The sequence below is a fragment of the Nonlabens xiamenensis genome (assembly GCF_003865345.1).
In the GTDB taxonomy this organism is placed as follows: domain Bacteria; phylum Bacteroidota; class Bacteroidia; order Flavobacteriales; family Flavobacteriaceae; genus Nonlabens; species Nonlabens xiamenensis.
In genome coordinates, this window is sequence record NZ_RMVE01000006.1 from 116,821 (window position 1) to 139,530 (window position 22,710).

The window sequence follows — 22,710 nt, forward strand, 5'->3', positions numbered from 1 at the left end:
AATGGATAGAAACTGGGATTATGATGTGCCATATTATTATGAGCAGGTCATAGACCAGAAAGAATGCAATGATATATGCTCATGGAAAGATGTCGAATATTGCCTTAACATGCCCCAATTTTTTGACATCAATGTGGTCAGTAAACATGCTATTCAAAAAATAGATCCACCTAAGTATCCACGCTCATGGGCAGCACATCCTTGGGAGGAGAAGGCAGACTTGTTTCAACTATTCAAGGAAGGTCATACATTCATTATTAATAACTATTCATTCAGAAGTGAGAAGGTGATGGGTATGCTAGATCAATGGTCTAGTATATTCTCAGGTGATAGTCAGTTTCAGATATATTGTGGAAAAGGTAAGTCAAATAGTTTCTATATACATGAGGACTTGCCTAATAATTTCATCGTCCAATTAAAAGGAGAGACACATTGGAGAGTATTCAATGAGAGACGTGCAACATTTGTAGCACAAGCAGATCCTGGCGATGCACAGGTAGATTATGATAACTTCACACCTGCTATAGATGTTGTGCTAAAGGCAGGGGATGCCCTATACATCCCACCACGTTGTTATCATCAAGCACAACCGTCGGAAGAGAGAATATCATTAAGTATTCCATTACATCATTATTCTTTATATCATGCTCACAGCATTACAAGACCAGTCGATTGGAAATGGTATAAACTCAATTAATCCATACCCATACTTTTTTCGATCACAATATAATCTCTCAGATATATGGAAAGATATCAAGAGAGAGACAGATATATTTCTAGACTTTATCGAGAGTCCAGACTCTACCTATCTCAACTCAGCACTAGAGAAGGGTGGAGTATCATCCGTGGGTAGATGTAGAGTTGACCCACCACACGGTTGGAAGTGTTTTGATGATATGACTAATAATCATATCCCTAGTGTGGTTGATAAAATTTGGGATATGTGGTCACTTAAAGGTGTTTATCGTAACATGACAGAGAGTTGGATTAATAGACATCCACCGAATGCAACAACGTTAGAGCATCATCATCACAATGTAAACGTTGCAATTTGTGCATACTTAGATGTGCCAGAAGGTAGTGGTAACCTAGAGATTCTCAATCCTTTTCTTACATATAAGTATGCAGAACCTGTTGATGATGGATATGAAATGCCTAGACAGGATCATTGGATCCAGATTCCAGTAAAGACAAATGATATAGTATATTTTCCTGGTTGGTTAAAGCATAGGACAGGGGTAAACAATAGTGATAGCAATAGATATGTAATGACTATGAATGTCACAGCATATGGTATGACTAACATCGATAGAGGATATGATGAGTTTAATAATGCTATTGGGTTTGTCGAATGAAGCATCCATTAATTAAAATATATGACACAGACATATTAGACTCAGATATATGTCGGCAGGCAATAGAGTTACCTTATTATCATGGCAGACAAGATTTGCCACAAACTAATCTAGAAGAGGTAGATCTTAGAGGGACATACTACACACATGATTTCTATAGTGTAGATCATCATGGAAGTAAACCTTTTGATCAATGCTCAGGACATCATCTATATCAATGGGTGTTAGATAGACTCGAAAATTGCTCGCATGTGCCCGTGCCCCCACGGGAGACATTATACTCAGCATATATGAATGTATTGAAACATGGTGATGCACCACGCATACATTGTGATGCACCATACTGGTGTGATAATCAATGCACTATGATTGTTTACTTCAATGAGTATTGGATACCCAACTATGGAGGGGAGACAATATTCTATGATGACAAGTTAGATATCGTCCACGCAGTAGTGCCAAAACCTGGCAGAGTGGTCATTTTCGATGGTAGAATACCACACTCAGGACGCACACCTACACCATATTTCTTATGGAATAGATATATGATGGCATTCAAGTATATGGGTATTGAGCAACGTAATGAGTTATTAGATGTTGCTAGTAAACTTAAGCACCCATACACAGAGGATGATCTAGGAGTAGCAGGACTCAATCCTAAAAAGGTTAAAGAGTTAATGTATGAGCAAACGCTGTTATTCTGGACAAAGTAGTTTTTTACTCGTTATACTAAATAAGATTAACGATGGAGATCGACGTGTTTGCTAAAGATGCAATACTAACAGATCACGAGAAGAATCTCGTCAGAAAATGCCTATTCCTCTACCAGTCTAAGATGTGGAGAGAATACAACGGTGTCTCAGAAAGTGACCGTGATGCTATTTCAAACATCATTGACAAGTTGCATCTAAAACATGACTATCCCACTTATCATAAGTAATGCCGATAGGGTTGAATTACGAAACATTATGAAACACCTAGAAGTTGGACGCAAAGCAAAATTTGATGGTCTAGAAGGGACTATTGAATTTGTTAGTGATGAATACATCACAATATGTGTATCCACTAAACCTAATCCCGAAGGGTCACGACAACCTATGAATAAATGTTGCGTGTGTGTATATCCTAATCAATGGGGTGATGTAGAAGTAGAGGCAATTAAGCAATATGGTAAGTCATACAAAGGGAAGATAGATGATCATCCTGGAAATGATATGTTACCAGAGGTTGACAAGAGATAATATATGTGATATTATAATTCTGGCGAAACAACATTCTTTATTATGTTTGTTTCGTCCCACTATTATGACACTTGAATAACTGACCTAGGGGTGCACAGCACCCCATTTTTGTGTTATAATACGTCTAACGACACAAATACATTGATCACACTTCGCCCACACCAAGCAAGAGCACTAGACGCAATGCAAGGTGCTGACAAGGGTCAGGTCATCGTCCCTACAGGTGGTGGCAAGACATTTATCATGATTCAGCACGCTAAGCAGTTGTTAGAAACATTCGATGGATATCTAGACAGACCTAAGCATATTGTTGTAGTTGCACCTCGTATCTTACTTGCTCAGCAGTTGTGTGATGATTTCATGCAGCATCTTAAAGGACGTGTATGTCATGCTCACTCAGGTGAGACACATTATTACAGCACAACTAAGTCAGCACAGATTGCTAACTTCTTTGAGGGTTGCAAGATGTTATCTGAGAATCTAATTACATTCACTACATACCATTCACTTCACAAAGTATTAGATAGTGATGCACCTATTGATGCTATCTATTTCGATGAAGCACACAATAGTGTCACTCGTCAGTTTTTCCCTAAAGCAATGGCAGCAAGTGCTATTGCTCGTAAGTGTTACTTCTTTACAGCAACACCACGCACAGCAAGAAAGAATGAGGGTATCTTTACTCGTGGAATGAATAACAAATATGTTTATGGTGATGTATTAGAGTCAGTCCCTGCACCAGAGTTGATTGCTAATGGTAGCATTGTGTCACCTACTATCGTCCCATTCAATACTGATATGGATTTGGATAGAGACACTATGCACGAGACACAAACAAAAACAGTTATTGATGTGCTAGACACACTTGACGATGAGTCAGCATCTAAAGTATTGATTGCAGTCCCATCTAGTCGTATTCTAGGTAACATGATCGGACATACTACTCTATTGTCTCAGTTGAGACTCAGAGGTTATGACTACCTACATGTTACATCTAAGTATGGTGCATACATCAATGACAAGAAAGTAAACAGAGAAGAGTTTATGACAACTCTATCTGACTGGGGTAAGGATGCTAACAAGAAATTTATTGTTATGCATTATTCTATTCTTTCCGAGGGTATCAACGTCCACGGTCTTACCCATTGTATTCTATTGAGAAATCTCAATGTTGTATCAATGGCACAGACTATCGGACGTGTAATTCGTATGCATAAGGATGACACCCAAGCGATTGCTGAGGGTCGTATTCCTGCAGGTGCATGTCAGTTTTACAAGAAACCAACAGGTTACTTGACCGTGCCTATCCATAACAATTATGGTAATGCAGTAGTCAAGAGATTGCAAAGAGTAGTAGATGAGATTTTCGTCAAAGGCATGGCACCAACAGCAGTAGTTTAATTATGAAAAGGTATCAAATCAAATCTAAGTGGTATTACATATTCTGGGGTGTAGCAACCTTTTCGGTTGTAGCAGGTCAGATATATGTTGGTAGTGGTTACAGGCACATGAGTAGGACACTTGAGAAACTGACCACTACATTGCACTACCGTCTTCAATAACGCTATAATAAGATCAATCAGACAAATACAATGAAACTCAGACCACAAACAGACAACATCCAACTTGCTGAAGCACTCAAGCGTATTGTGCCCCAAGCAATTACACTTACAGAGCAGCGTGTTGCTAAAGCACTACAGATTTGTAGTGGTGGCAAGAAGAATGATCTAGACACATTCTTTGGTGAGGATAATACAGTTGACAAGACTAAGTTTCTTGCTAACATTTTCAATCCTGCACTAGAGGATGCAGCAAAGACTCTAGGAGTTGACTATATCACAGAGGAGACAGTTGGTTACGATGCTATTCTATTAGATGAAGAGATCGAAAACAAAATGTCACTCGGTAGTAGCACATCATCATTTGCTACTGGTAATAACCACAGTAAAACTAAAGTTGATAAGATCTTTTGTGTTAAGTTGACACAAAAAGCAAACGGTTTTCCTGAGGTGTTTGCTTGCTTAGTTGATTTGTCACTTAAGATGAATCCTAATACAGGATGGTCAGATTCAGTCACAAAGACTGGTAAGAATAACAACGGTTTCTCTACTCTTAAAATCCATAATGAGGATGCTATTTGCATCACACCGATCTATGGTAGAGTGAGAAAAACACAAAAATACGTCCACACAGTTTATGAAACTATCTCTTAATGATACATATCACATGAGTTGTATCGATGGTATGCAACTCATGGATAAAGAAAGTGTTGATCTCGTCGTAACGTCACCACCTTACGACGATTTACGCACATATAATGATAGTAGCAAGTGGGACTTTAATGTCTTTAAGGATGTTGCTACTGGTCTAGTCAGAGTGCTCAAGGATGGTGGTGTTATCATGTGGAATGTTAACGACGCTACTATCAAGGGATCTGAATCAGGATCTAGTTTTCGTCAATGTTTATATTTCATGGATCTCGGTTTGAGATTACATGACACTATGATCTATGAGAAAACAGGCACAGCATTTGCTAGTGGAGTCCACTCAGTAAGATATACTCAAGTATTTGAGTATTGTTTCATACTATCGAAGGGACGTCCAAAAACTATTAATCTTATTCAAGATAAGAAAAACAAGTGGGCAGGGATTACATCATGGGGTGATGCTACATCACGCAAGAAGGATGGTAGCACACATAACCCTAATCGTAAAAGTAATGCTATCAAAGAGTGGGGAGTAAGGACAAACATATGGAGAATTAAAAATAGTGGTGGTTTTGGTCAGTCATCTAAAGCAGCATATAAACATCCTGCTACGATGCCTGAGGAGTTGGCAAGAGGACACATCAAAACATGGTCTGACTGTAATGATGTAGTCCTAGACCCATTCATGGGTGCAGGCACAACCGCACAAGTAGCAGTAGAAGAGAATAGGCAATATATTGGATTTGAGATTGATGAAACATATCATAAAATGTGCATCGATAGACTCAAACCATTTAAAGATAACCTACTTACAAGACTAGACTATGCTTAAAAACAGAGCACTAGTTGTGCCTAAAAGCAATAAGGCACAACAAATATTTGCCAAATACTTAAACAATAAGAATGAGGTTATTGTTGAAGCGATCAAGGGCAATAGAATATTTGTATCGGCACCTGATTATCCTGACTTTTGGTTTTGGGTCGATAGACTAGAAGGTGGCGATGATGACTGGCAAATCCAACTAATTAATGATCGATTATGACATTCTTTACTGAGACCAGTAATGCCCCATATGATAGGCATCACTATAAAATCATATGCAAAGATAATAGCACAAAAGTGTTGGAATCATGGCAAGAAGTGCAAGAGTTATGGTGGAATAAAAGGATACTTATAGATAGAATTGAAGTAATCGACAAACCTACGCATAAAGGAGGGAGTGGTTTTGGTTGAAGTTGTTAGTGGTCTATTTCCTGACTGGATGGTAGATAGTGTTGCAAATAGATTAAGCGAATATCCAGTAAGATGGACAAATTCACCATATGCGTGTTATGATAATGCACGATTCTTTGGGACTATGATAGTGCAAGAAGGTCACTATGTTGGTTACGAGAGAGAGTGGTTTATCGAATATTTCAATTCACTCATGGAGCACCGATTAGGTGCCAAGACTATGAGGACATTGCTTAATATGCAATTCGATAATATGCAATCGCAAATACATAATGATGGTGACATGCCTAACTTAGTATCGGTTGTATATCACGCAGCAGGTGAATCAGGTGATACTGTTTTCTATAACAATGCGAATGAAGAAGTGGAGAGAGTGCCTTTTCACATGGGACAAACTCTAATTTTCCCATCGCACATGTATCACATGGGACTACCACCCAAGAGTGGCATACGAGTGTCACTCGGGTCAATCTACAGTAAGACAGATCAAGTAGTGTCACATGACCCTACCATACCTCGTCTTAGTGCCATATAATATAGAAGTCAAAACGAGAAACACATGACCACAATTCCAACTTACGATTTTCCACATTCACCAATTCTATGGTTAGGATTTTTGGGTATTGCAGTTGCATTGTTTACTGTTTACACAGTTAATAAAGCATACTTCAATAGTCCACTTAACAAGTAATTTCCTAAATCATGAGCATTGAATTCGCACTCTCATCAATGAGACATACATACATGAGGTCTATTGAGCGTCATGTAGAGGAAAAAAACATTGGTAATAGCGATGCTATTTTCCACGAATACATATTAAATAATAAAGACCCCGAGGAAGCAGACTACCATTATGAATGGATGTATCTAGAGGACTTAAATGAAGACACAGACAACAACTTACCACATTTACTTTAAAAATCAGGTAATCTTTAAAAATTTAGATGAAGATGAATTCAAAATTATATGGGGACGGATTTACCGCTCATATCATATGGATGACATCAAATATCTAGAGGTCACAGATAAACCTGACGATTTAAACCTTGAATCATCATACTAATCATGAGACCATTAACACAAAGACAATACGATGAGGTTAAGAGATATTTCTCTAACAAAGAGTGGAGATATCTACACGATATTGTTGATAATGATCGACGTGATGAAACTAATACCAGAGTCAAGAGAAAAATCGATAAGTTATTTCCTAAAGGTAAATCATGGGAGTTGAGTGAAGAAGAGGAAAGTATAATTACAACATACATTGAAGACGTCGGTCATGTAGAGTGTGACATTTAAACTATTGTCATATACTATTGCATTTTGACCACTCATGCCCTATAATGGTATGTAATCACACACAAACACATGGAAGACCAACTAGCGATCATCAACTCACACCTTGATCTAAACGTCTCAACATATAGTGAGCATGTTTATGTATCCGAGGATTATGTAGAGAATGACCACGGTATCCAGTTAAGTGCATTTACCATTACTGAAGATCTTAGTGGTGAGCATGTTGGTGATTATAATGCTTACAAGTATAGAGTAAATGCTCGTAAGCAATTAGATAATGGTGTATTCATCTACACTAAGATAGGTGGATATGATACTGTTTGCGAGTGTAAGGAGTTTATTGAAAAATATATTAATGAAGCAATCACTCAAACAATCTTAGCATCATGAGAATCATTTTAATCTCATTCATACTTTTATTTGCCACACACATAGGAATCAATGCAATCCAAAAAATCAACACAATCCAAGATCAAAAGATTGACCAATTATGCTCAATCGATAAAGCATACTGTAAACGATAATTATATCGATGCAGTAATTAATGGTAATCCTTACCTATGTAAAAGAGAAAGTCTATTGTCAGAGTGACAGTTTAATTAGTGGCACATGGTAACACACTACCGTGTGCTTTTTTGTTATTATATTAATAGTTAAACAAATCACATGCACAACTTCAAAGAATTTCTTGACTATTGTGAATCATTCTATTCACCTGAGCATCCTGACTGTTTATATCCTATCGATGGATTAACAAGACAAGAGTTAGCACTTGCAACTCTCAACGTTTTAGATTTATGTGAAGAAGGCACTCATGTAACATGGGGTGGTGGTGATAGTCTAGACCGTGAGAGAGTGAGAGATCAGGTTATCGAAGCAAGAGCAGTTGCTTACAACAATGCACTCAACATCATAGGAGTTAAGTAACATGAATGATAATCAAATCAACTGGTTAAGTGACATTTATGTGCAGTATTGCACAGATCACAATCTACCTATGTTAAGTGCTGATGAGCAAGATTTAGCATCAATGTCAGTTGCAAATCGTGACTGGATTACAACATTTATTTCAATCTGGGAGGGATTATCATGACTGTAAAAACTGGTGATTTACAAGAGATCAAAGAGGAGTATGTAGAGTATATTATCACAACTATGAGTAACGAAGAATTGCTCTCACTTGCTAGAAATCAAGTTAACAATGAAATTGAATCACTTGACAGTAAGCAATTTAAAAAATACACATTTGATAATTGTGATGAATACATCTATGAAGATCTCAAGGCATATGTAGAGGAAGATGACCCCTCTAAAGCATATCAATTAATGCTAGAGATTATTGACGATAGGGAGTTAGCATAATGTATAACTCAGTCAAACACATATCTATAGGTGATATTGTATCATACAAGAATAAAACCTATACTGTATTAATCAACTATATTAAGGATGATACAGACAGAAAAGGATTTACACCTACTGAAAACTGGACAGTTTTAATTGATGATAATGGAGATCGTAAAACTGTTTACAACTATCAAGAATTAAAACTTATTCAATCAATCGCATGTTAATTATTACTATAATAGTCATAATCTTTATACTCTTATTAATGCTCAACTTTTACAACCCGCACCACTAATGAAAGAAATTACTTACTGTTTCAAAATTCAAACTGGCAAAGATGCAGAGATCAATCCGTATCACTTAGCAGAAGAGATACAGGCATATCTTGATAGTCACGCATCTTATTATAATAGTGCTAAGGATGTATATGAAACACCTAGAGTAATAGGTTATAATGTTAAACTAGATGAATTCACACCTACAGGTTTTCCAAAGTTATCAGAATGAGAAACAAAATATATTATGGTGATGTTAGAGAAACATTGCCACAATTATGGCAATATAAGGCACAAATGTGTGTGACTAGTCCACCCTATTATGGACTAAGGGATTATGGTGGGGAAGATAAACAAGTAGGTCAGGAAGAAACACCAGAGGAATATATTAATAATATGGTGGAGATCTTTCGCTTAGTGAGAGATAACTTACAGGATGATGGCACATTATGGTTGAATATTGGGGATAGTTATTATAATTATAGACCAGGAAAAGGTCAGTCATATCCTAAACAGTCAGTAAGTAAGACTAAACAAGATTTGCCTGATAAATGTAATAAACGTGGTAATAAGTTAGAAGGATTAAAAGAAAAGGATTTAATCGGTATTCCGTGGATGTTAGCGTTTGCATTACGTCAGGATGGATGGTATCTAAGGCAAGATATTATTTGGCATAAACCTAACCCGATGCCCGAATCCGTGAGAGATAGATGCACTAAAGCACATGAGTATATTTTTCTATTCTCAAAGAGTAAGAAATACTTCTATGATAATGAAGCAATTAAAGAGGATGCTAAGGACTGGGGCACTAGAGATAGGACTAAAGGAAAGTATCACAATAAAGGCACAGGATTACAACCCCATACTGGACTATCAAAGAGTTATCCAAAGAAAAATAAACGTAGTGTATGGTCAGTAACTAATAAACCATATAAAGGAAGTCATTTTGCAGTATTTCCACCTGACTTAATACAACCGTGCATATTAGCAGGGAGTAGAGTAGGCGATCTAATACTTGACCCATTTATGGGTAGTGGCACCACGGCAATGGTTAGTAAGCAATTAGGACGTGATTATATTGGATGTGAGTTACATTCTGAATATAAGGAGTTAATCGACAAACGTATTAATAGTGTGTGACAGTTGGATTAGTGTCACATACATGTGCACTACTGTATGAAAATGAGTTATATTAAATACATCAAGGTTAATGCTTACATTCACAAGTGCTAAGGGATACCTTTAACCTTGATCCAAAATTTACAACTCAGGATCATGGACATTTATCAGACAAGAGTATTACAGGCAATCAAGCAAAGAGAAAGCACATCATTAAAGAATAATGTAATGGTGCATAACTCATACCAAACTGGTAACCAATTCACTAGTAATATATTTGTTGATGATCAGCACATTGCAACAGTTTACTATACTCACGATATAGACGATTTAAACTTTAATAGCAATGGTGGGACATTGACATATAATAATTTTGATCACAGCAATGGCGATTTTATTGATGCTATCCGTAACGATTCATGGGATATAGATGAAATCGTATTCAATGAGAGAGCGATCGCTAGATGCCTAGGCACAAATGCAGTAAGATATAGAAACTTCATCACTAGACAATTTGGTGAGCAAACTAAGATAGTTAGAGAATTCTACGAGGTGAGAAAGTAATGCCTACTAGAATACCACTAAGGGAAAAACATAACTATTCCCCAACACCATATGGATTTTTCAATAGCGAAGCATTCGGTATGTGTTTTTGGTTAGATAGCGATGGAGATTTTCGCTATGCACCACAATTTAAGAATGGGCAACCAGATTTGAATGGAGTGGGATATGTTGGAGAGTGGGATGACTTCAGCGATGTTGATATGTTTGAATTGTTTAAAATACATGAGGGACTAATTGACTTTAAGCACAAAGTGCAAGAAGAATACCCAGATATGTGACAGTTGTATTAGTGTCACATATAAATGCACTACCGTGTTTTTATTGACTATAATATGAATATAATTAATCAATCAACTCATGGATTACACAGCAAACGAGATCTCACTACTTGATCTAATCAAAGACATTCACAACACATTTTACTATGTTGGCGAAGAGAATGACAACATCGATGACATTGATCTAAAAACACTTGATGAGATAGTTGCTAGATTCAAGAGACAAGTATATTGCAATCAGTTACCAGAGTAAACCATTATCATTTTATTATCATGAATCAATTCTTATACACTATCGAAACCCCTAACGGATTAGATGGGGATGTTTACACTTCAGACTTAGAGAAAGCAGAAAATTCTTGTATCGAATGGGGTGAAGAGTATGGTTACTCATGTGTGAGAGAAAACTCTACTGGTGAAATCATATTTGACTATGGTGATATTTTTGACATGGTAGAGCAAGGCATTGTGTGACAGTTGGATTAGTGTCACACATGAATACACTACCGCACATTTACCCATTATAATAATAGTATAGACAACAAACAAACATGACTCAAACAAAAGTAATCGGCGAATCAGTCAAGCAAACAAACAAGACTTTCATCAAGCACTACACAGAAGGTTATTGTGATGCACTTACTGAGAATCTAAAACTTTATACTATTGACATGTATAACAGACCAACATTCGGCGGTGAGTTGAGATCTACACCATCACAGTATCAACTTGACAGACTTGCAGAAATCGAAAATGGCACAGCAAAGTTAGACATTTTCAGAGCAATCGAAGGTAAGAAGTATTTCAAAGTTGTTTCATGTGAGTGGGATGAAAAGAGACAAGAGTATAGAGATCGCTCAGTCGTTACTTTCATCGATAAAAATACTGGTGACGTGTATAAAGCAGCATCATGGAAATCACCTGCTAAGCATGTAAGATACACTTTTCAGAATCCTGAGCACATCAAAATTCTACTTGACCCTAAGAAAGTTGACTGGGCAGGCGGTCACCTCTACATGAGGTAAGTCAACCGATCTTGTGCCACTTTCATTAGTGGCACATAATCCTACACTACCACACTTTAATCCTTTATAATATTACTAACGACACAAATCACATGGCACTTTCAAGAAACATGACTAAAAAGCAAGTTGTTGCTATCTTCCGTGAAGCATGGAGACAAGAGACACTAGGCACACAATGGTGGGGTGATGCTATCGCTAAACGTGAAGCATTTAATGATTACGTCGATTCACTTAATAAAGAGGGACGTGTAACTGACTGGCAGGCATATAACTGGTCAAACCCATTCTAAGGAGGATTTTAAACAATGTCATTTGCAGCAAACACAGATCTAATCGAAGCACTCTTTGAGGAAGCAATCGCAGAGCAAGAGAGAGCACATCCAAATCTATCAATCAGAGAGATAGAATCAAGAGCGGAATCAATCGCTAAATCACGTTTTTGGGACATGGCACAATGAGCACTATTAAATTGTCTTTTGATGAGCAATATGAAATCATCAAATTATATGATATCCTTAGGGATATGGATTTTGAGTTAACTGACTTGCAAAGATCAGTATTTGACAAGATACAGGAATCCAAGTATAATTAATAACATGGAAGACATTTTCACAGACATTTTTGAATCCCTTGATCAGTTGACTGTAGTCACCTATCCCGACGGATTTAAACCCTACCAAATTCCGCAACCATCCGCACCTACCGTTGTGCCATTTGCGGAAGTGGCACACATCCGCACACTACCGTCGGATTAACCACTATAATAATAGTATAAACAAACACGGAGCACCACATGCGTAAGATCGAAAGACAAATGAATCAAGCGATCAGAAACGGAGTTAACTTCTCTTCTTCTAATACAATGGTTAGACAGGGATGGGAAGGCGAAAGTGATGTTTATCTACATGGCAATCACATCGCTACAGTCAAATCTAACTCAATCATCATCAAAGATGGCGGTTGGCAGTCAAACACCACTAAGTCACGTTTAAATGCATTACTTGATGAATTCTCTTATGGCACTAGAGTTTTTCAAAAGCAATTTGAGTGGTTTGTTGGTTATAAGAATGTCACAGAGGACTTTGTAAGCGGTATGGAGTTAGCAATAGACTAATCCACCCCAAACAACTAAATAATCCACTACAGGGGCATATCGCCCCTTTTCATCGTTAATTATGACTCAATCACCACTAAGCGATAATTTACCATCTCAACCAGTTAATGAGGTTTACGCACTTTTTGCTTTACCAGTTGGTCGGTATAGTATGCCAGATTTTCCCACACATAAAAAACAGATATTTAAGTGGATAGAAACACAGGATATAAGACCAGAGCATGAGCGATTAGCAATTACTCATAATGTTTCACAGATAGGTAAACGTAACACCATACTAGAAGACAATGCGACACTCGCCGATTTTTTGCTAGACAAGTGTAGAGAATACAATACTGAATCATATAACTATGATCTAGATTTTGCGATATCTGACTGTTATCTAGAATTAGCAACTAAGGGAGCACTATATGCACCACATGAGCATTCTAATTGTATCTACTCGGCAACCCTATTAATTAACTACATCGATGGACATTCACCCCTAAAGTTTAGACGTGCAGTAAACGGTAGTTATTACCCTGTTATGCAATTCCCTAATAAGGATTACACAGCATTTAATATGACTGAAGCAACCGTGCCTATGAATGAAGGAGATCTTATCATCTATCCATCAAGTATGACACACGGATACGAGGGCAACCCCTATGACGATAGAGTAACCCTTACAGTCAATTTTATCCCTAATAAATAGCACTTTTTGCCCACTTATGCCAGTTTTAAAAATGTATTAAAAAACATAGTTAAGTGCTTTATCTTTAGCAGTCTAAGAGCGTAACACACGAAGATTTTTTTGTCAAGTATTGCCAGACCACTATGACAACCTGCACAGAGGGGTTGACTTATTCCTCGAAATCGCTTATTATGATTAAGTAAATCAAATTAGGATGACTGAATGAATTAATGAATGGGACGGACATACAAACGTAATGACCCACACAATTCACGCAAACCTAAATCAATCAGAGAGAAAAGACAATGGCATAAGCAAACCACACACAAACCAATTTACCAGGATGATCCGCATCTATCCGCACCACATGAGGAGGGCATGACTAATGAGTAAGGTTTTTCAGTTACCTACCCATCCACCTGTTAATATCAAAATATGGGAGAAGTCACGCAAATACTTCTGGCAATATGATTATCCCGAGTGCCCTAAGAATGGACCATTTAGGAGTCAATCCCTAGCACTCGATGATGCAAACAAACACAGTAGGAGCGTATGAGCATCCCCACCAAACTTGAATCACTATTAGATCTCTATGACGAGGGAAACTTACCACCTGATGAAATCGGGGACATGTGTCAGTTTCTAATAGATTTGGGTCTCAATGAGACACTCACACAGTATACACAGTTATGCGAGTATTGCATCCTGGAGGGTATCTGTTACGATGTTGCAGTTGGGGACACTATGTAACACTTAGAGAGCGTCACAGTTATTGTTACAAATCGCAGTTAATTTGTGATAATTCTTGATGCTTAGGATGTTGATATATAAAAACTCTTACTTCCCTAACCTACAAAAGTATCCCAAAGCGAGAGTTTTATTCTAAGCAATATAAAAAATTTTTCCAATATAAAATCCCCCCACAGAGGTCGCATGGGTAGACGCACGAAACAAAAAGAGATAGAGAGGGAATACTCACACTTACTCGGAGAGGAGTGGAAGAGTATTCATAGTTGGTCGTGCTACCACTGTGTGAGGAAATATTATGCACTCTACTGTAATAGAGACCTCAGAGATTTCACGAAGTTAGATCAGATATATGCATTCACGGACGGAGCGATAGAGACAGAGCAGGGAGAGTATGTCATGAAGTCTGAGATGTGGGAGAAAGCATCTCTAGACAATCTGCAGAAGGATGACATAATCCTCTTCAGACTGTGGTATACGCCTCTGGAAGGGGGTTATTCTAAAAGACATGGGCAAGCACCTAACCATGGAGGTATATACCTTGGTGATGGTTTTATGTTGCATCATCCTTACAGGGGGCAGAGTCAGATCACAGACCTAAGAGCACCTGGCAATAGTTTCTATATGGAAACATGTGTTGGTGCAATTCGGGGAAAGTCTACATAAAATGTATCCACGATAACTACTAATGAGCAAACGATACATCCTAGATGTAGAAGACGATGACTATGGTGATCTGTTTATCACTATTCCTACTGAGTTAATGGAGGAGATGGGATGGCGAGCAGGCACTAAGTTAGAGTATACCGAAGAAACTGATGGCTCTATCATATTGAAAGCCATCGAAGAGTAAAAAAATCGCGAGCGTGAAACATGCCAGTTAAATCAACTAGTCCTATTAGTTATGGGGATGTCGCAAATCCCAACCCATCGCTACCTACTCAGGGTATGGACGATATGGAAAAAATCGCTTTCTGCCTAGAAAAGGTGGGTCAAGGTTTAGAGAATCTTGCGAAGCGTGTATCCATTACAGAGGGGGCAATCGCTAAGTTACCTCCACCTGGTGCTGATATGATTCAGTATAAACCACCAGGTTATGAAAAGCATTTGAATATCAAAGAGATCCTAGACGATCTGTATGACCGACTAAATAAATTGGAAGACCGTCTAGGCTGATTTGGCTTGTTATATCCTATCGACTAAACGATCGTTTCCAAACCCTATAGAGGGTGAGGACTACATTAAACCTTTTTATGATGAGGACAACGACGAAAACTATACGATTGAGTATGTAGACGAAGGTCCTGGCACTATGCCACTAGGCAAAGATATAGTGCATTACATTGGAGAGGAGCAGAAACTATGTGTCGGTAACTGCACAGGTGGCAGAAACCCGATCTATCGCTTCTATAGAGGTAGTAAAGACGATCACAAGTATAGTAAGACCCCAGAGTTGACAAAAGAGCACGCTGTTGGGGACGATGAGTCGTGGCAAAAAGTATTAAGAGGGTATAACCCAGAGCCTAGACAGGGACAGATCCCTGTTTTCTACTTAATGAGCACACAGGTAGGAAATTCTGTGCCTGTATACGTCTGGTATAGAGGAGAAAGAGACGATAATACAAAATTAACTACATCTAATAGTCAACCAAGTAGTAATAATGGTAAACCTTACTACCTTGTTGGCACTTTAGGATACATTTTTACTAGTTTGAGTGATGCACAGGCAGAAGCGGGGACAGGAGAGACCCCTGTGCCTCTATATCACTACTTCTATGACCCAGAAGATGACTTCTATACCATTGATCCTGCTAATGAAGTCAATCTGAAAGGCGGTCCTATCCCTCCTGCAGACCCCAGAGACGAAAGATACGTCTATCAGGGTATCTTTGGGTATGTTTTTACAGGTGATAACCCAGATGCACCCGAAAGTGAGTATAAGGACGTCGGTAAAATAGGTCCTACTGGTCAGTGTGTTGATAAAAGTGGTTGGTATACATGGGGAAATGAAGGATCAGGGTTTAGTTATCGTGATTATAGGAAGAATTCCTTCGGGACTAATGCATTTGGTCAACCAATAGGCACACCTGGCGTCAGTGGATTCGGTGAAAGTGGCACAGCAGGCATTGTAGGCGGTGTGCAAGCAGATGGAGACGCTAATTTTGAGTGGTTGTATGGTCTAAACGGTGCGGTGAAAGGATCTGTGCCAAGATTTCTTGGATTTCAGACTGCATATGACTCACAATACATGTATTATCTGTATGATACGTCCTATCCGTGGAATGGACCTGTCTTCGGAATACAATATGAGCTCTCTGATGCGACATGTTGCCCCAATCATCTAGACGATGACGACGTTGATGGGTGTATTTTGAGTAAAGAGTGGTATTCTCACTTCTATCAGATCCGTGAAGACTCATGGAAGACGACAAAAACGCGAATAGAGGTCACAGGACCTGCAGGATCTGGTGTAGAAGAGTCATTTAGGACTGCAGATACAGATACACACAGGATCTTTTTCAAGTATTTGACCACTACAGGCACATTCCGCAAGGGTGAGCAGATAAACGGATGGAATATTGCGGGTGTTTTCTACTTTGGTGGGAAAATGAATGCGGGTTATATGGAATTAACCAAGGATGGACGCAACAAAGGAGAGAAATTTACATACTTACAGCAGTTTGTGAGTCATCCATACCCTTCAGACGAGGGAGATCCCCCTATACCACAGGCAACTATCCAAGTTTTAGCGGGATATGGCATTGAAGACAAGGCAGCATTCTTCGGAGTGTATGAATTTGAGAAGAATATTGCGTATTATAAGGTAAAGGTAGATCCAAAAGCACTCATTCCGACCCGCACACTGGATTTAGCAGAGGCAGAAGCGGTTGTAGACACAGAAGGTAAGATCATTGCTATCGATATTATCAATGGTGGTGTAGGATATAAGAATCCTATCGTGACTATTAGTGAGCCAGGTCAGTTAGAGGAGTTTAGTAGCACAGATACAGCACGTCAGATGCGTGGTGCCTTCCTCAGAGACTACGATAAACCTGTAAAGAAGTTTCCAGACTACAATCAGAGCGGTGAAATTGGTGAGCAGAAGATATCTTTGGACAAATTTGAGCGTAGACAACTACAAGTGCTCAAGAATAGGAAGGAAAGAGAGTTTGATACGGTGCAACAATTCCGTAATGCAGAGGTTAGGGTCGGTAGGATCACTAAATCAGGCATTATTAAGCGGATTGACGTAGTTGAGGGTGGGTCTGGTTACGATCCGCAAAACCCACCGATGGTTTACATCGCAGAAAAGGGTATTTCAATCAATGTAGACACTAAATTTAGTGAGCAATCACTAGATGATGCTCAAAATGACCTTGCGGACATGCTTGATTTTGAGGCAGAGGGTAATCCTAACGCTTCTAGTAAGATTACAGAGTCAATGTCTACCATAAATGCAGGTTATACGACTAATGTGCCCATCACATACATGGAATACGCAGAAGTTGACCCAGAAGGTAAGACAGTTTTGTGTCAAAACCTCCCTGCGGACTGTATTGAGATCAATATGGGTCTACCTTTGGTCAAAGCGTTGCCTCCTGTAGACTTTTTTGAGAATCTTAACGCTCAAGAAGACCCTAGATTCCTAAAAGCGGAGGGTGAGAGGTCACAACCTGCAGGTGCAAACTTTGCAAGCGGAGCATATTCACAAATTTTGTCAGATCTACAGCAAACTGAGGCAGATAGCGAAGCATTTAACGGACTGTACGGATCATTTGACGGTAGTAGGTGTATAATTGTGGATCAACCAATAATTCACAACATCAAAAAGTGGTTTCAGATGCCATGTGCGTATATGGAAGCGGAAGATAACCCTAGAGAAAACTTTTACGGCGAAGTGCAGGACAAATTGACCGCATCTAGGAAGGCATTTGGATATTTGCCGTGGAAATACTGTGCACCAACGGATGAAAGAGCAGAATTCACCGTATCACTGTCCTTTGACGGTAAAACTACAGGACCTCAAGGGCAAGCATTCATGGAATGGTTGAATTCTTTGCCTAAACCTAAACTTACACCGAAGAGAAATGTATCAGGCGGGTATAAAACGTGGAAATGCACTAGAGGTAACGTGCCTGGTAGGTGTTACCGTGGTAGTAACAATAGTATAGAATACGTCCCAATCGGATTAGAGGAAAATACATATGATTATAACCGTAGTAACTATTCTAGAGCAGAGCAGTTTAGATTATGGTTAGGAAATAACCTAGACGCAAACCCAGTAGACACAGTTGCGACTTGGAATACGATTGTTAACGGTGTAGACGAAGAAGGCAATGCCACACAAACATCAATACCAGGATCACAGAGCTATGTTGCTTTTACAGTCAACGGCGGGAATTGTGCAACTGATCCTACCAATATTCCTCATGACTGTTGGGATCGTTACGTTAGAAAAGGTAATAACACAAATGGCGTCTTGGATGTATACTGCGGATGGGACGACTCGGGTAACCCACTCGCAGGACAAACCTACTATGAGATCACTCCTCCTTCAGCAACAAATACAGGAGCGAATGGAGGTGGTCTAAGTCCATCATGGCCTGGTAGTGGTAGTGGTCTGTGCCACTCCTGTAACGCTCTAGAGCACGTCGCAGACTGCTCTATATCCATTGACCCCAAACGTATGGAAACATCGCGTTGGAGGATCAAGATGGGGGATTACAGTGGCACCATGGAGATCCTTAACTATCTTACTGGTGGCACGAATGCACTGGCAAGGAGTATCAAGAATTTAGGTAACCCATTCTTTGATGAGTGCCAAGATAAATACCCATATCTGGACGGAAGGCAGCTCAGAGGTGAGGGATAATGGCATTTGGATTTCTTAAACCAGTTGCTGCTATCAACGGACTACCATGCTCAGGGCATGGTCTATGCCTACCTCCTGTTGTGCATAGCACAGAAGCATGCGGTGCTCCTCCTAGACCAAGGACTATCCGTATCAAAGAATATTCATGTTGGTGGCCACCACTAACATTAACACCTTTGACTCCACTAGGACCTAATCGTGCTACAGTGTTAGTCAATGGATTCCCAATCATGTTAGCGGGTGACAAATTTATCCCTCACCCATCTACATGCACAAACATAGTTATCCATATGTGTCCGTGTGGAAAGTCTCTATGTCCTAAACCCACACCATACCCCTGCTCGATATTAACGACAGAGGATAAGGGTGTTGGACATGACAGGACTGTCTACCCGACAACCCTAACTGTATTTGCACTCAAGAGATTGGTTGCTAGACAGTTAGACCCGCTAGGAGTTGGATTTCCTGGCTTCTCATACCCCTGCTCATCTGTAGTTGCCTATGGCTCTATGAATGTCTGGGCAGGTTGACCTTTTGCTAAATTATTAATGGCTCTTTATAACAACACACAGTACCAAAAGCAGACTCCAAAGAAAACTAGACAAGGAAGAGGCAAGAATACAAAGTATTCTGCAACCTCCTCAAATAGTGCCCGCAAAAAGTATCGTGGACAAGGCTAAATATAATTAACTAGCTTGTTTTCCCATGGTTAGAGTAGATCGATCAGAAGAATTCATTAGAAGTGGTAAGGTGCTCATCACCGACTATGGAATTGAAGAGATTCTGAGACTAAGAGATCAGAAGGAAAAAATTCGTAATGGCAAATCTTACGCTAATGTATAGTGTCATACAGAATTCGATCAGATAAAAACATAAGTCGTGGTTATAAGGATTTCGCAATGTCTTTCAAAGCGAATCCTAATAATCGCGACTTTGGTGCTGTCAAAAATGAAAATGCAATTAAGCAGGCAGTGCTAAATCTGGTCATGACCCAACCAGGTGAGAAACCCTTTCAATATGAAGTTGGATCTAGAGTAACAGGTCTCTTATTTGAGCCTTACGACGTTTTTACAGGCGAAGCAATCAAAGACGAGATTCAAAGCACCCTTGCTCGATACGAAACACGCATCAGAGTCACCTCCGTCAGCATACGAGACGGTTTTGATACTAACTCAATAGAAGTTAACGTTGAATACACAATCGTAGGTGAGAGGGTCGTTAAAGTAATCGATTTCATACTAGAGAGGACGTAATGCCTGCAGTACCATCAGAATTAACCTCCTTAGATTTCTTTGAAATCAAGGAATCCATAAGATCATACCTTAGGACTCGGACTGAGTTTACGGATTATGATTTTGAGGGATCTGCTGCGTCTTATCTTCTTGATATTCTCGCATACAACACATATTATACTGCATTCAATGCAAACATGTCTCTTAATGAGGCATTTCTAGAAACATCTACTGTTAGAGACAATATTGTTAAGGTTGCTAAGCAACTTAACTACACTCCTCGTAGTATTAAGTCTCCAAAAGCATTTGTAACAGTATCGATACAGACTTTAGTCGGTGCAAATGGTTTAACTTACCCTGAGCAGGTTACAATTAACAAGGGTGACTCATTTAGTGCTGAAAATAACTTTGATGACTATATTTTTACAATCTTAAACCAAGTCCAAGCACCTGTTGACCAATCTACAGGTATTGCGACCTTCAAATGCCTTGCAGCGTATCAAGGTAACCTTCTTACTTACTCGTTTATTGTTAATAACACGAAAAAGCAAGAATACATCATTCCTAGTGAAGATGTAGACACTGAAAGAATGATTGTCTACGTTTCTCCTTCTGTGCAGTCGTCAGAAATCGATATTTACAACAGAGCGACATCTTCAGTTAACCTAGACTCAAATTCTCGTATTTACTTCCTTGAAGAAGTTGATGATTTACGTTACAAGGTCATTTTTGGAGATGGTGTCCTAGGTAGACAACTAGTTGACGGTGAATTTGTAAAAATTGACTATGTAAGGACTATTGGTAAGGAAGCAAACGGTGCTAGGGACTTTACCTTCATCGGGACTGCTGTAGATAGTGAAGGACGCATCATTGGTAACAATAATATCACTGTTGTCACTGAAAACCAAGCAGCAGACGGGGAAGATAGAGAAACACCCGTATCAATCAAATATAATGCTCCTAGATTATACACAACACAAAACAGAGCAGTTACAGAAAGGGATTTTGAGAATCTAGTCCGTCAAATCTATCCACAGTCAAGAAGTGTGGTTGCATATGGTGGTGAGAAACTAAGTCCACCTGTTTATGGTAAGGTTTACGTTGCAGTAAGACCAAAAACAGGATCTAAACTAAATGAGACTACTAAGACACGAATTAAGAATGAATTAAAAGACTATTCGATTGGTGCTATCGATCCAATCATCATTGATCCTAGAACTCTCTATGTTATTCCTAAGTCTTACGTTTACTATAACGGTAATGACACTAATCTTAGTTCTAATGACCTAAGGACTAAAGTATTAAAGAATGTAGACGACTACAACTCAAACAATGCTGCAAATAGATTCAACAATCGTTTTGAAGGATCTAAGTATGCAGGTGTAGTTGATAATGCAGACCCTGCTATCTCTGGTAGCACAACTCAACTTACATTAGGTCAGAATCTGGATACATTCCAGTTTGGTCAAGTCTTTAACCAGTGTCTTGACTTCAACAACCCTCTATTCCGTCCTGGTGACTTTGCAGGCACCCCTGAGGACTCTAATGGTATGGGTGATGGTGGTGGAATGGGTGATACATGTAAACCAACATTCTCTGTTGTTAAATCTGGCACATTCTATGCTACTGGTTATACAGAAAGTCTTCTTAACAATGCTAACCTAACTAGTGGTGTTGTCCAAGTAGATACAGCAACATTATCTTCTACCGAAGCACAAACTCTTGTCCCTGTGAATTTGAGGGATGACGGTGCAGGTAATATGATGCTTGTAACAGTTAGAGACGAAGCAGAAGTCGTACTTAACAACAATGTCGGATCAGTCAACTATGCAACTGGTGAAGTATGCATAGGACCTCTCAACGTAGCACTGACACCTGACAATACAAACAGAATTCCAGTGGTGGTTTATCCTAGTGGTGGATCACTTGAGCCTCCTGCAGGCACAGACCCAATCATCTTCAATCCAGAAGTCAATCCTATCGATTACACTATTAGTGACTTGTCAGTCCCTATCTTTGATCCTAATAATTTCAATGGATTTAACTTCGGTGGAGGCGAGCTAAATATACTTGATTACCCCACGGATAGTTTCACTTATCCAGAATTAGAAGAGTGCTTCTAAG

At 39.0% G+C, this 22,710-nt stretch carries 35 protein-coding genes and 1 pseudogene; 35 read left to right on the forward strand and 1 reads right to left on the reverse strand.

The window, feature by feature from the left end; genetic code table 11:
• Position 1: 1 nt before the first annotated feature.
• The 31 genes from EGM47_RS15165 to EGM47_RS15315 all read left to right on the forward strand — a co-directional run bounded on the left by EGM47_RS15165 (position 2) and on the right by EGM47_RS15315 (position 19,354).
• Positions 2 to 697, forward strand: coding sequence for a JmjC domain-containing protein (locus EGM47_RS15165; protein WP_164510920.1), 696 nt, complete (start codon positions 2 to 4; stop codon positions 695 to 697).
• Positions 645 to 1,355, forward strand: coding sequence for a putative 2OG-Fe(II) oxygenase (locus EGM47_RS15170; RefSeq protein ID WP_124981678.1), 711 nt, complete (start codon positions 645 to 647; stop codon positions 1,353 to 1,355). Before EGM47_RS15165 ends, EGM47_RS15170 begins: the two co-directional genes overlap by 53 nt.
• A complete protein-coding gene (locus tag EGM47_RS16500) occupies positions 1,352 to 2,068 on the forward strand; it encodes a 2OG-Fe(II) oxygenase (protein ID WP_206052204.1) in 717 nt (238 codons plus the stop codon). The genes EGM47_RS15170 and EGM47_RS16500 overlap by 4 nt, the downstream gene beginning before the upstream one ends.
• Before the next feature lie 32 nt (positions 2,069 to 2,100).
• A complete protein-coding gene (locus EGM47_RS15180; RefSeq protein ID WP_124981679.1) occupies positions 2,101 to 2,295 on the forward strand; it encodes a hypothetical protein in 195 nt (64 codons plus the stop codon).
• A 28-nt stretch (positions 2,296 to 2,323) separates the two neighbouring features.
• Entirely contained in the window at positions 2,324 to 2,596 is a 273-nt protein-coding gene (locus EGM47_RS15185; protein WP_124981680.1) for a hypothetical protein, read from the forward strand.
• Positions 2,597 to 2,686: 90 nt separating this feature from the next.
• Positions 2,687 to 3,997 carry a DEAD/DEAH box helicase gene (locus tag EGM47_RS15190; protein ID WP_262707069.1) on the forward strand — a complete coding sequence of 437 codons (1,311 nt, stop codon included), beginning with the start codon at positions 2,687 to 2,689 and terminating at the stop codon, positions 3,995 to 3,997.
• A 191-nt stretch (positions 3,998 to 4,188) separates the two neighbouring features.
• The gene (locus tag EGM47_RS15195) at positions 4,189 to 4,809 is read left to right on the forward strand and encodes a hypothetical protein (protein WP_124981681.1); all 621 of its coding nucleotides are present in this window, start codon (positions 4,189 to 4,191) and stop codon (positions 4,807 to 4,809) included.
• Positions 4,793 to 5,635 (forward strand): DNA-methyltransferase, encoded by an 843-nt coding sequence (locus EGM47_RS15200; RefSeq protein ID WP_124981682.1) that lies wholly within the window; start codon positions 4,793 to 4,795, stop codon positions 5,633 to 5,635. The genes EGM47_RS15195 and EGM47_RS15200 overlap by 17 nt, the downstream gene beginning before the upstream one ends.
• A complete protein-coding gene (locus EGM47_RS15205; RefSeq protein WP_124981683.1) occupies positions 5,628 to 5,846 on the forward strand; it encodes a hypothetical protein in 219 nt (72 codons plus the stop codon). The genes EGM47_RS15200 and EGM47_RS15205 overlap by 8 nt, the downstream gene beginning before the upstream one ends.
• On the forward strand, positions 5,843 to 6,037 hold the full coding sequence (locus EGM47_RS16690) for a DUF7441 family protein (protein WP_124981684.1): 195 nt from the start codon (positions 5,843 to 5,845) through the stop codon (positions 6,035 to 6,037). The genes EGM47_RS15205 and EGM47_RS16690 overlap by 4 nt, the downstream gene beginning before the upstream one ends.
• A 124-nt stretch (positions 6,038 to 6,161) precedes the next feature.
• Positions 6,162 to 6,572 carry a hypothetical protein gene (locus EGM47_RS15215; RefSeq protein WP_124981685.1) on the forward strand — a complete coding sequence of 137 codons (411 nt, stop codon included), beginning with the start codon at positions 6,162 to 6,164 and terminating at the stop codon, positions 6,570 to 6,572.
• 167 nt (positions 6,573 to 6,739) lie between these two features.
• On the forward strand, positions 6,740 to 6,955 hold the full coding sequence (locus EGM47_RS16410) for a hypothetical protein (protein ID WP_164510921.1): 216 nt from the start codon (positions 6,740 to 6,742) through the stop codon (positions 6,953 to 6,955).
• A gap of 147 nt (positions 6,956 to 7,102) precedes the next feature.
• Positions 7,103 to 7,339 (forward strand): hypothetical protein, encoded by a 237-nt coding sequence (locus tag EGM47_RS15225; protein ID WP_124981687.1) that lies wholly within the window; start codon positions 7,103 to 7,105, stop codon positions 7,337 to 7,339.
• Positions 7,340 to 7,408: 69 nt separating this feature from the next.
• On the forward strand, positions 7,409 to 7,729 hold the full coding sequence (locus tag EGM47_RS15230) for a hypothetical protein (RefSeq protein WP_124981688.1): 321 nt from the start codon (positions 7,409 to 7,411) through the stop codon (positions 7,727 to 7,729).
• 276 nt (positions 7,730 to 8,005) lie between these two features.
• Complete coding sequence (locus EGM47_RS15235) at positions 8,006 to 8,266, forward strand: hypothetical protein (RefSeq protein ID WP_124981689.1); 261 nt, start codon at positions 8,006 to 8,008, stop codon at positions 8,264 to 8,266.
• 162 nt (positions 8,267 to 8,428) lie between these two features.
• A complete protein-coding gene (locus tag EGM47_RS15240) occupies positions 8,429 to 8,701 on the forward strand; it encodes a hypothetical protein (protein ID WP_124981690.1) in 273 nt (90 codons plus the stop codon).
• A 279-nt stretch (positions 8,702 to 8,980) separates the two neighbouring features.
• Entirely contained in the window at positions 8,981 to 9,193 is a 213-nt protein-coding gene (locus EGM47_RS15250; RefSeq protein ID WP_124981692.1) for a hypothetical protein, read from the forward strand.
• Positions 9,190 to 10,101, forward strand: a complete 912-nt coding sequence (locus EGM47_RS15255) for a DNA-methyltransferase (RefSeq protein WP_124981693.1) — start codon at positions 9,190 to 9,192, stop codon at positions 10,099 to 10,101. Before EGM47_RS15250 ends, EGM47_RS15255 begins: the two co-directional genes overlap by 4 nt.
• A gap of 135 nt (positions 10,102 to 10,236) precedes the next feature.
• Entirely contained in the window at positions 10,237 to 10,644 is a 408-nt protein-coding gene (locus tag EGM47_RS15260) for a hypothetical protein (RefSeq protein WP_124981694.1), read from the forward strand.
• Positions 10,644 to 10,922 (forward strand): hypothetical protein, encoded by a 279-nt coding sequence (locus tag EGM47_RS15265; protein WP_124981695.1) that lies wholly within the window; start codon positions 10,644 to 10,646, stop codon positions 10,920 to 10,922. Before EGM47_RS15260 ends, EGM47_RS15265 begins: the two co-directional genes overlap by 1 nt.
• Positions 10,923 to 11,001: 79 nt before the next feature.
• Positions 11,002 to 11,175 (forward strand): hypothetical protein, encoded by a 174-nt coding sequence (locus EGM47_RS16415; protein ID WP_164510922.1) that lies wholly within the window; start codon positions 11,002 to 11,004, stop codon positions 11,173 to 11,175.
• 20 nt (positions 11,176 to 11,195) lie between these two features.
• On the forward strand, positions 11,196 to 11,396 hold the full coding sequence (locus EGM47_RS15270; RefSeq protein ID WP_124981696.1) for a hypothetical protein: 201 nt from the start codon (positions 11,196 to 11,198) through the stop codon (positions 11,394 to 11,396).
• A gap of 77 nt (positions 11,397 to 11,473) precedes the next feature.
• On the forward strand, positions 11,474 to 11,947 hold the full coding sequence (locus EGM47_RS15275) for a DUF7717 family protein (RefSeq protein ID WP_124981697.1): 474 nt from the start codon (positions 11,474 to 11,476) through the stop codon (positions 11,945 to 11,947).
• Between the two features lie 92 nt (positions 11,948 to 12,039).
• Entirely contained in the window at positions 12,040 to 12,237 is a 198-nt protein-coding gene (locus EGM47_RS15280; RefSeq protein WP_206052206.1) for a hypothetical protein, read from the forward strand.
• 164 nt (positions 12,238 to 12,401) lie between these two features.
• Positions 12,402 to 12,539 (forward strand): hypothetical protein, encoded by a 138-nt coding sequence (locus tag EGM47_RS16420; protein WP_164510923.1) that lies wholly within the window; start codon positions 12,402 to 12,404, stop codon positions 12,537 to 12,539.
• A 4-nt stretch (positions 12,540 to 12,543) separates the two neighbouring features.
• Entirely contained in the window at positions 12,544 to 12,702 is a 159-nt protein-coding gene (locus EGM47_RS16425) for a hypothetical protein (protein WP_164510924.1), read from the forward strand.
• A 38-nt stretch (positions 12,703 to 12,740) separates the two neighbouring features.
• Complete coding sequence (locus tag EGM47_RS15285; RefSeq protein ID WP_124981698.1) at positions 12,741 to 13,061, forward strand: hypothetical protein; 321 nt, start codon at positions 12,741 to 12,743, stop codon at positions 13,059 to 13,061.
• 61 nt (positions 13,062 to 13,122) lie between these two features.
• Positions 13,123 to 13,755, forward strand: a complete 633-nt coding sequence (locus EGM47_RS15290) for a putative 2OG-Fe(II) oxygenase (protein ID WP_124981699.1) — start codon at positions 13,123 to 13,125, stop codon at positions 13,753 to 13,755.
• Positions 13,756 to 15,169: 1,414 nt separating this feature from the next.
• Positions 15,170 to 15,334 carry an AbrB/MazE/SpoVT family DNA-binding domain-containing protein gene (locus EGM47_RS15305; RefSeq protein WP_124981702.1) on the forward strand — a complete coding sequence of 55 codons (165 nt, stop codon included), beginning with the start codon at positions 15,170 to 15,172 and terminating at the stop codon, positions 15,332 to 15,334.
• A 20-nt stretch (positions 15,335 to 15,354) separates the two neighbouring features.
• Complete coding sequence (locus tag EGM47_RS15310) at positions 15,355 to 15,657, forward strand: hypothetical protein (protein ID WP_124981703.1); 303 nt, start codon at positions 15,355 to 15,357, stop codon at positions 15,655 to 15,657.
• Position 15,658: 1 nt separating this feature from the next.
• Positions 15,659 to 19,354, forward strand: coding sequence for a hypothetical protein (locus tag EGM47_RS15315; RefSeq protein ID WP_124981704.1), 3,696 nt, complete (start codon positions 15,659 to 15,661; stop codon positions 19,352 to 19,354).
• On the opposite strand, the gene EGM47_RS16435 is transcribed toward EGM47_RS15315, so the two are convergent.
• Positions 19,338 to 19,586 (reverse strand): hypothetical protein, encoded by a 249-nt coding sequence (locus EGM47_RS16435; protein WP_164510926.1) that lies wholly within the window; start codon positions 19,584 to 19,586, stop codon positions 19,338 to 19,340. The two genes, EGM47_RS15315 and EGM47_RS16435, sit on opposite strands and share 17 nt — an antisense overlap.
• 473 nt (positions 19,587 to 20,059) lie before the next feature.
• Between EGM47_RS16435 and EGM47_RS16440 the strand changes: the two genes are divergently transcribed.
• The 4 genes and pseudogenes from EGM47_RS16440 (at position 20,060) to EGM47_RS15330 (ending at position 22,709) form a co-directional block, all read left to right on the forward strand.
• A complete protein-coding gene (locus EGM47_RS16440; protein WP_164510907.1) occupies positions 20,060 to 20,197 on the forward strand; it encodes a hypothetical protein in 138 nt (45 codons plus the stop codon).
• A 56-nt stretch (positions 20,198 to 20,253) separates the two neighbouring features.
• Positions 20,254 to 20,607 (forward strand): GPW/gp25 family protein, encoded by a 354-nt coding sequence (locus tag EGM47_RS15325; protein ID WP_124981705.1) that lies wholly within the window; start codon positions 20,254 to 20,256, stop codon positions 20,605 to 20,607.
• A pseudogene (locus EGM47_RS16665) lies at positions 20,607 to 20,849 on the forward strand (hypothetical protein); the annotation flags it as partial. The gene EGM47_RS15325 and the pseudogene EGM47_RS16665, both read left to right, overlap by 1 nt.
• Positions 20,850 to 21,176: 327 nt before the next feature.
• Complete coding sequence (locus tag EGM47_RS15330; protein WP_206052207.1) at positions 21,177 to 22,709, forward strand: baseplate J/gp47 family protein; 1,533 nt, start codon at positions 21,177 to 21,179, stop codon at positions 22,707 to 22,709.
• The last annotated feature ends 1 nt before the right edge of the window (position 22,710 follow it).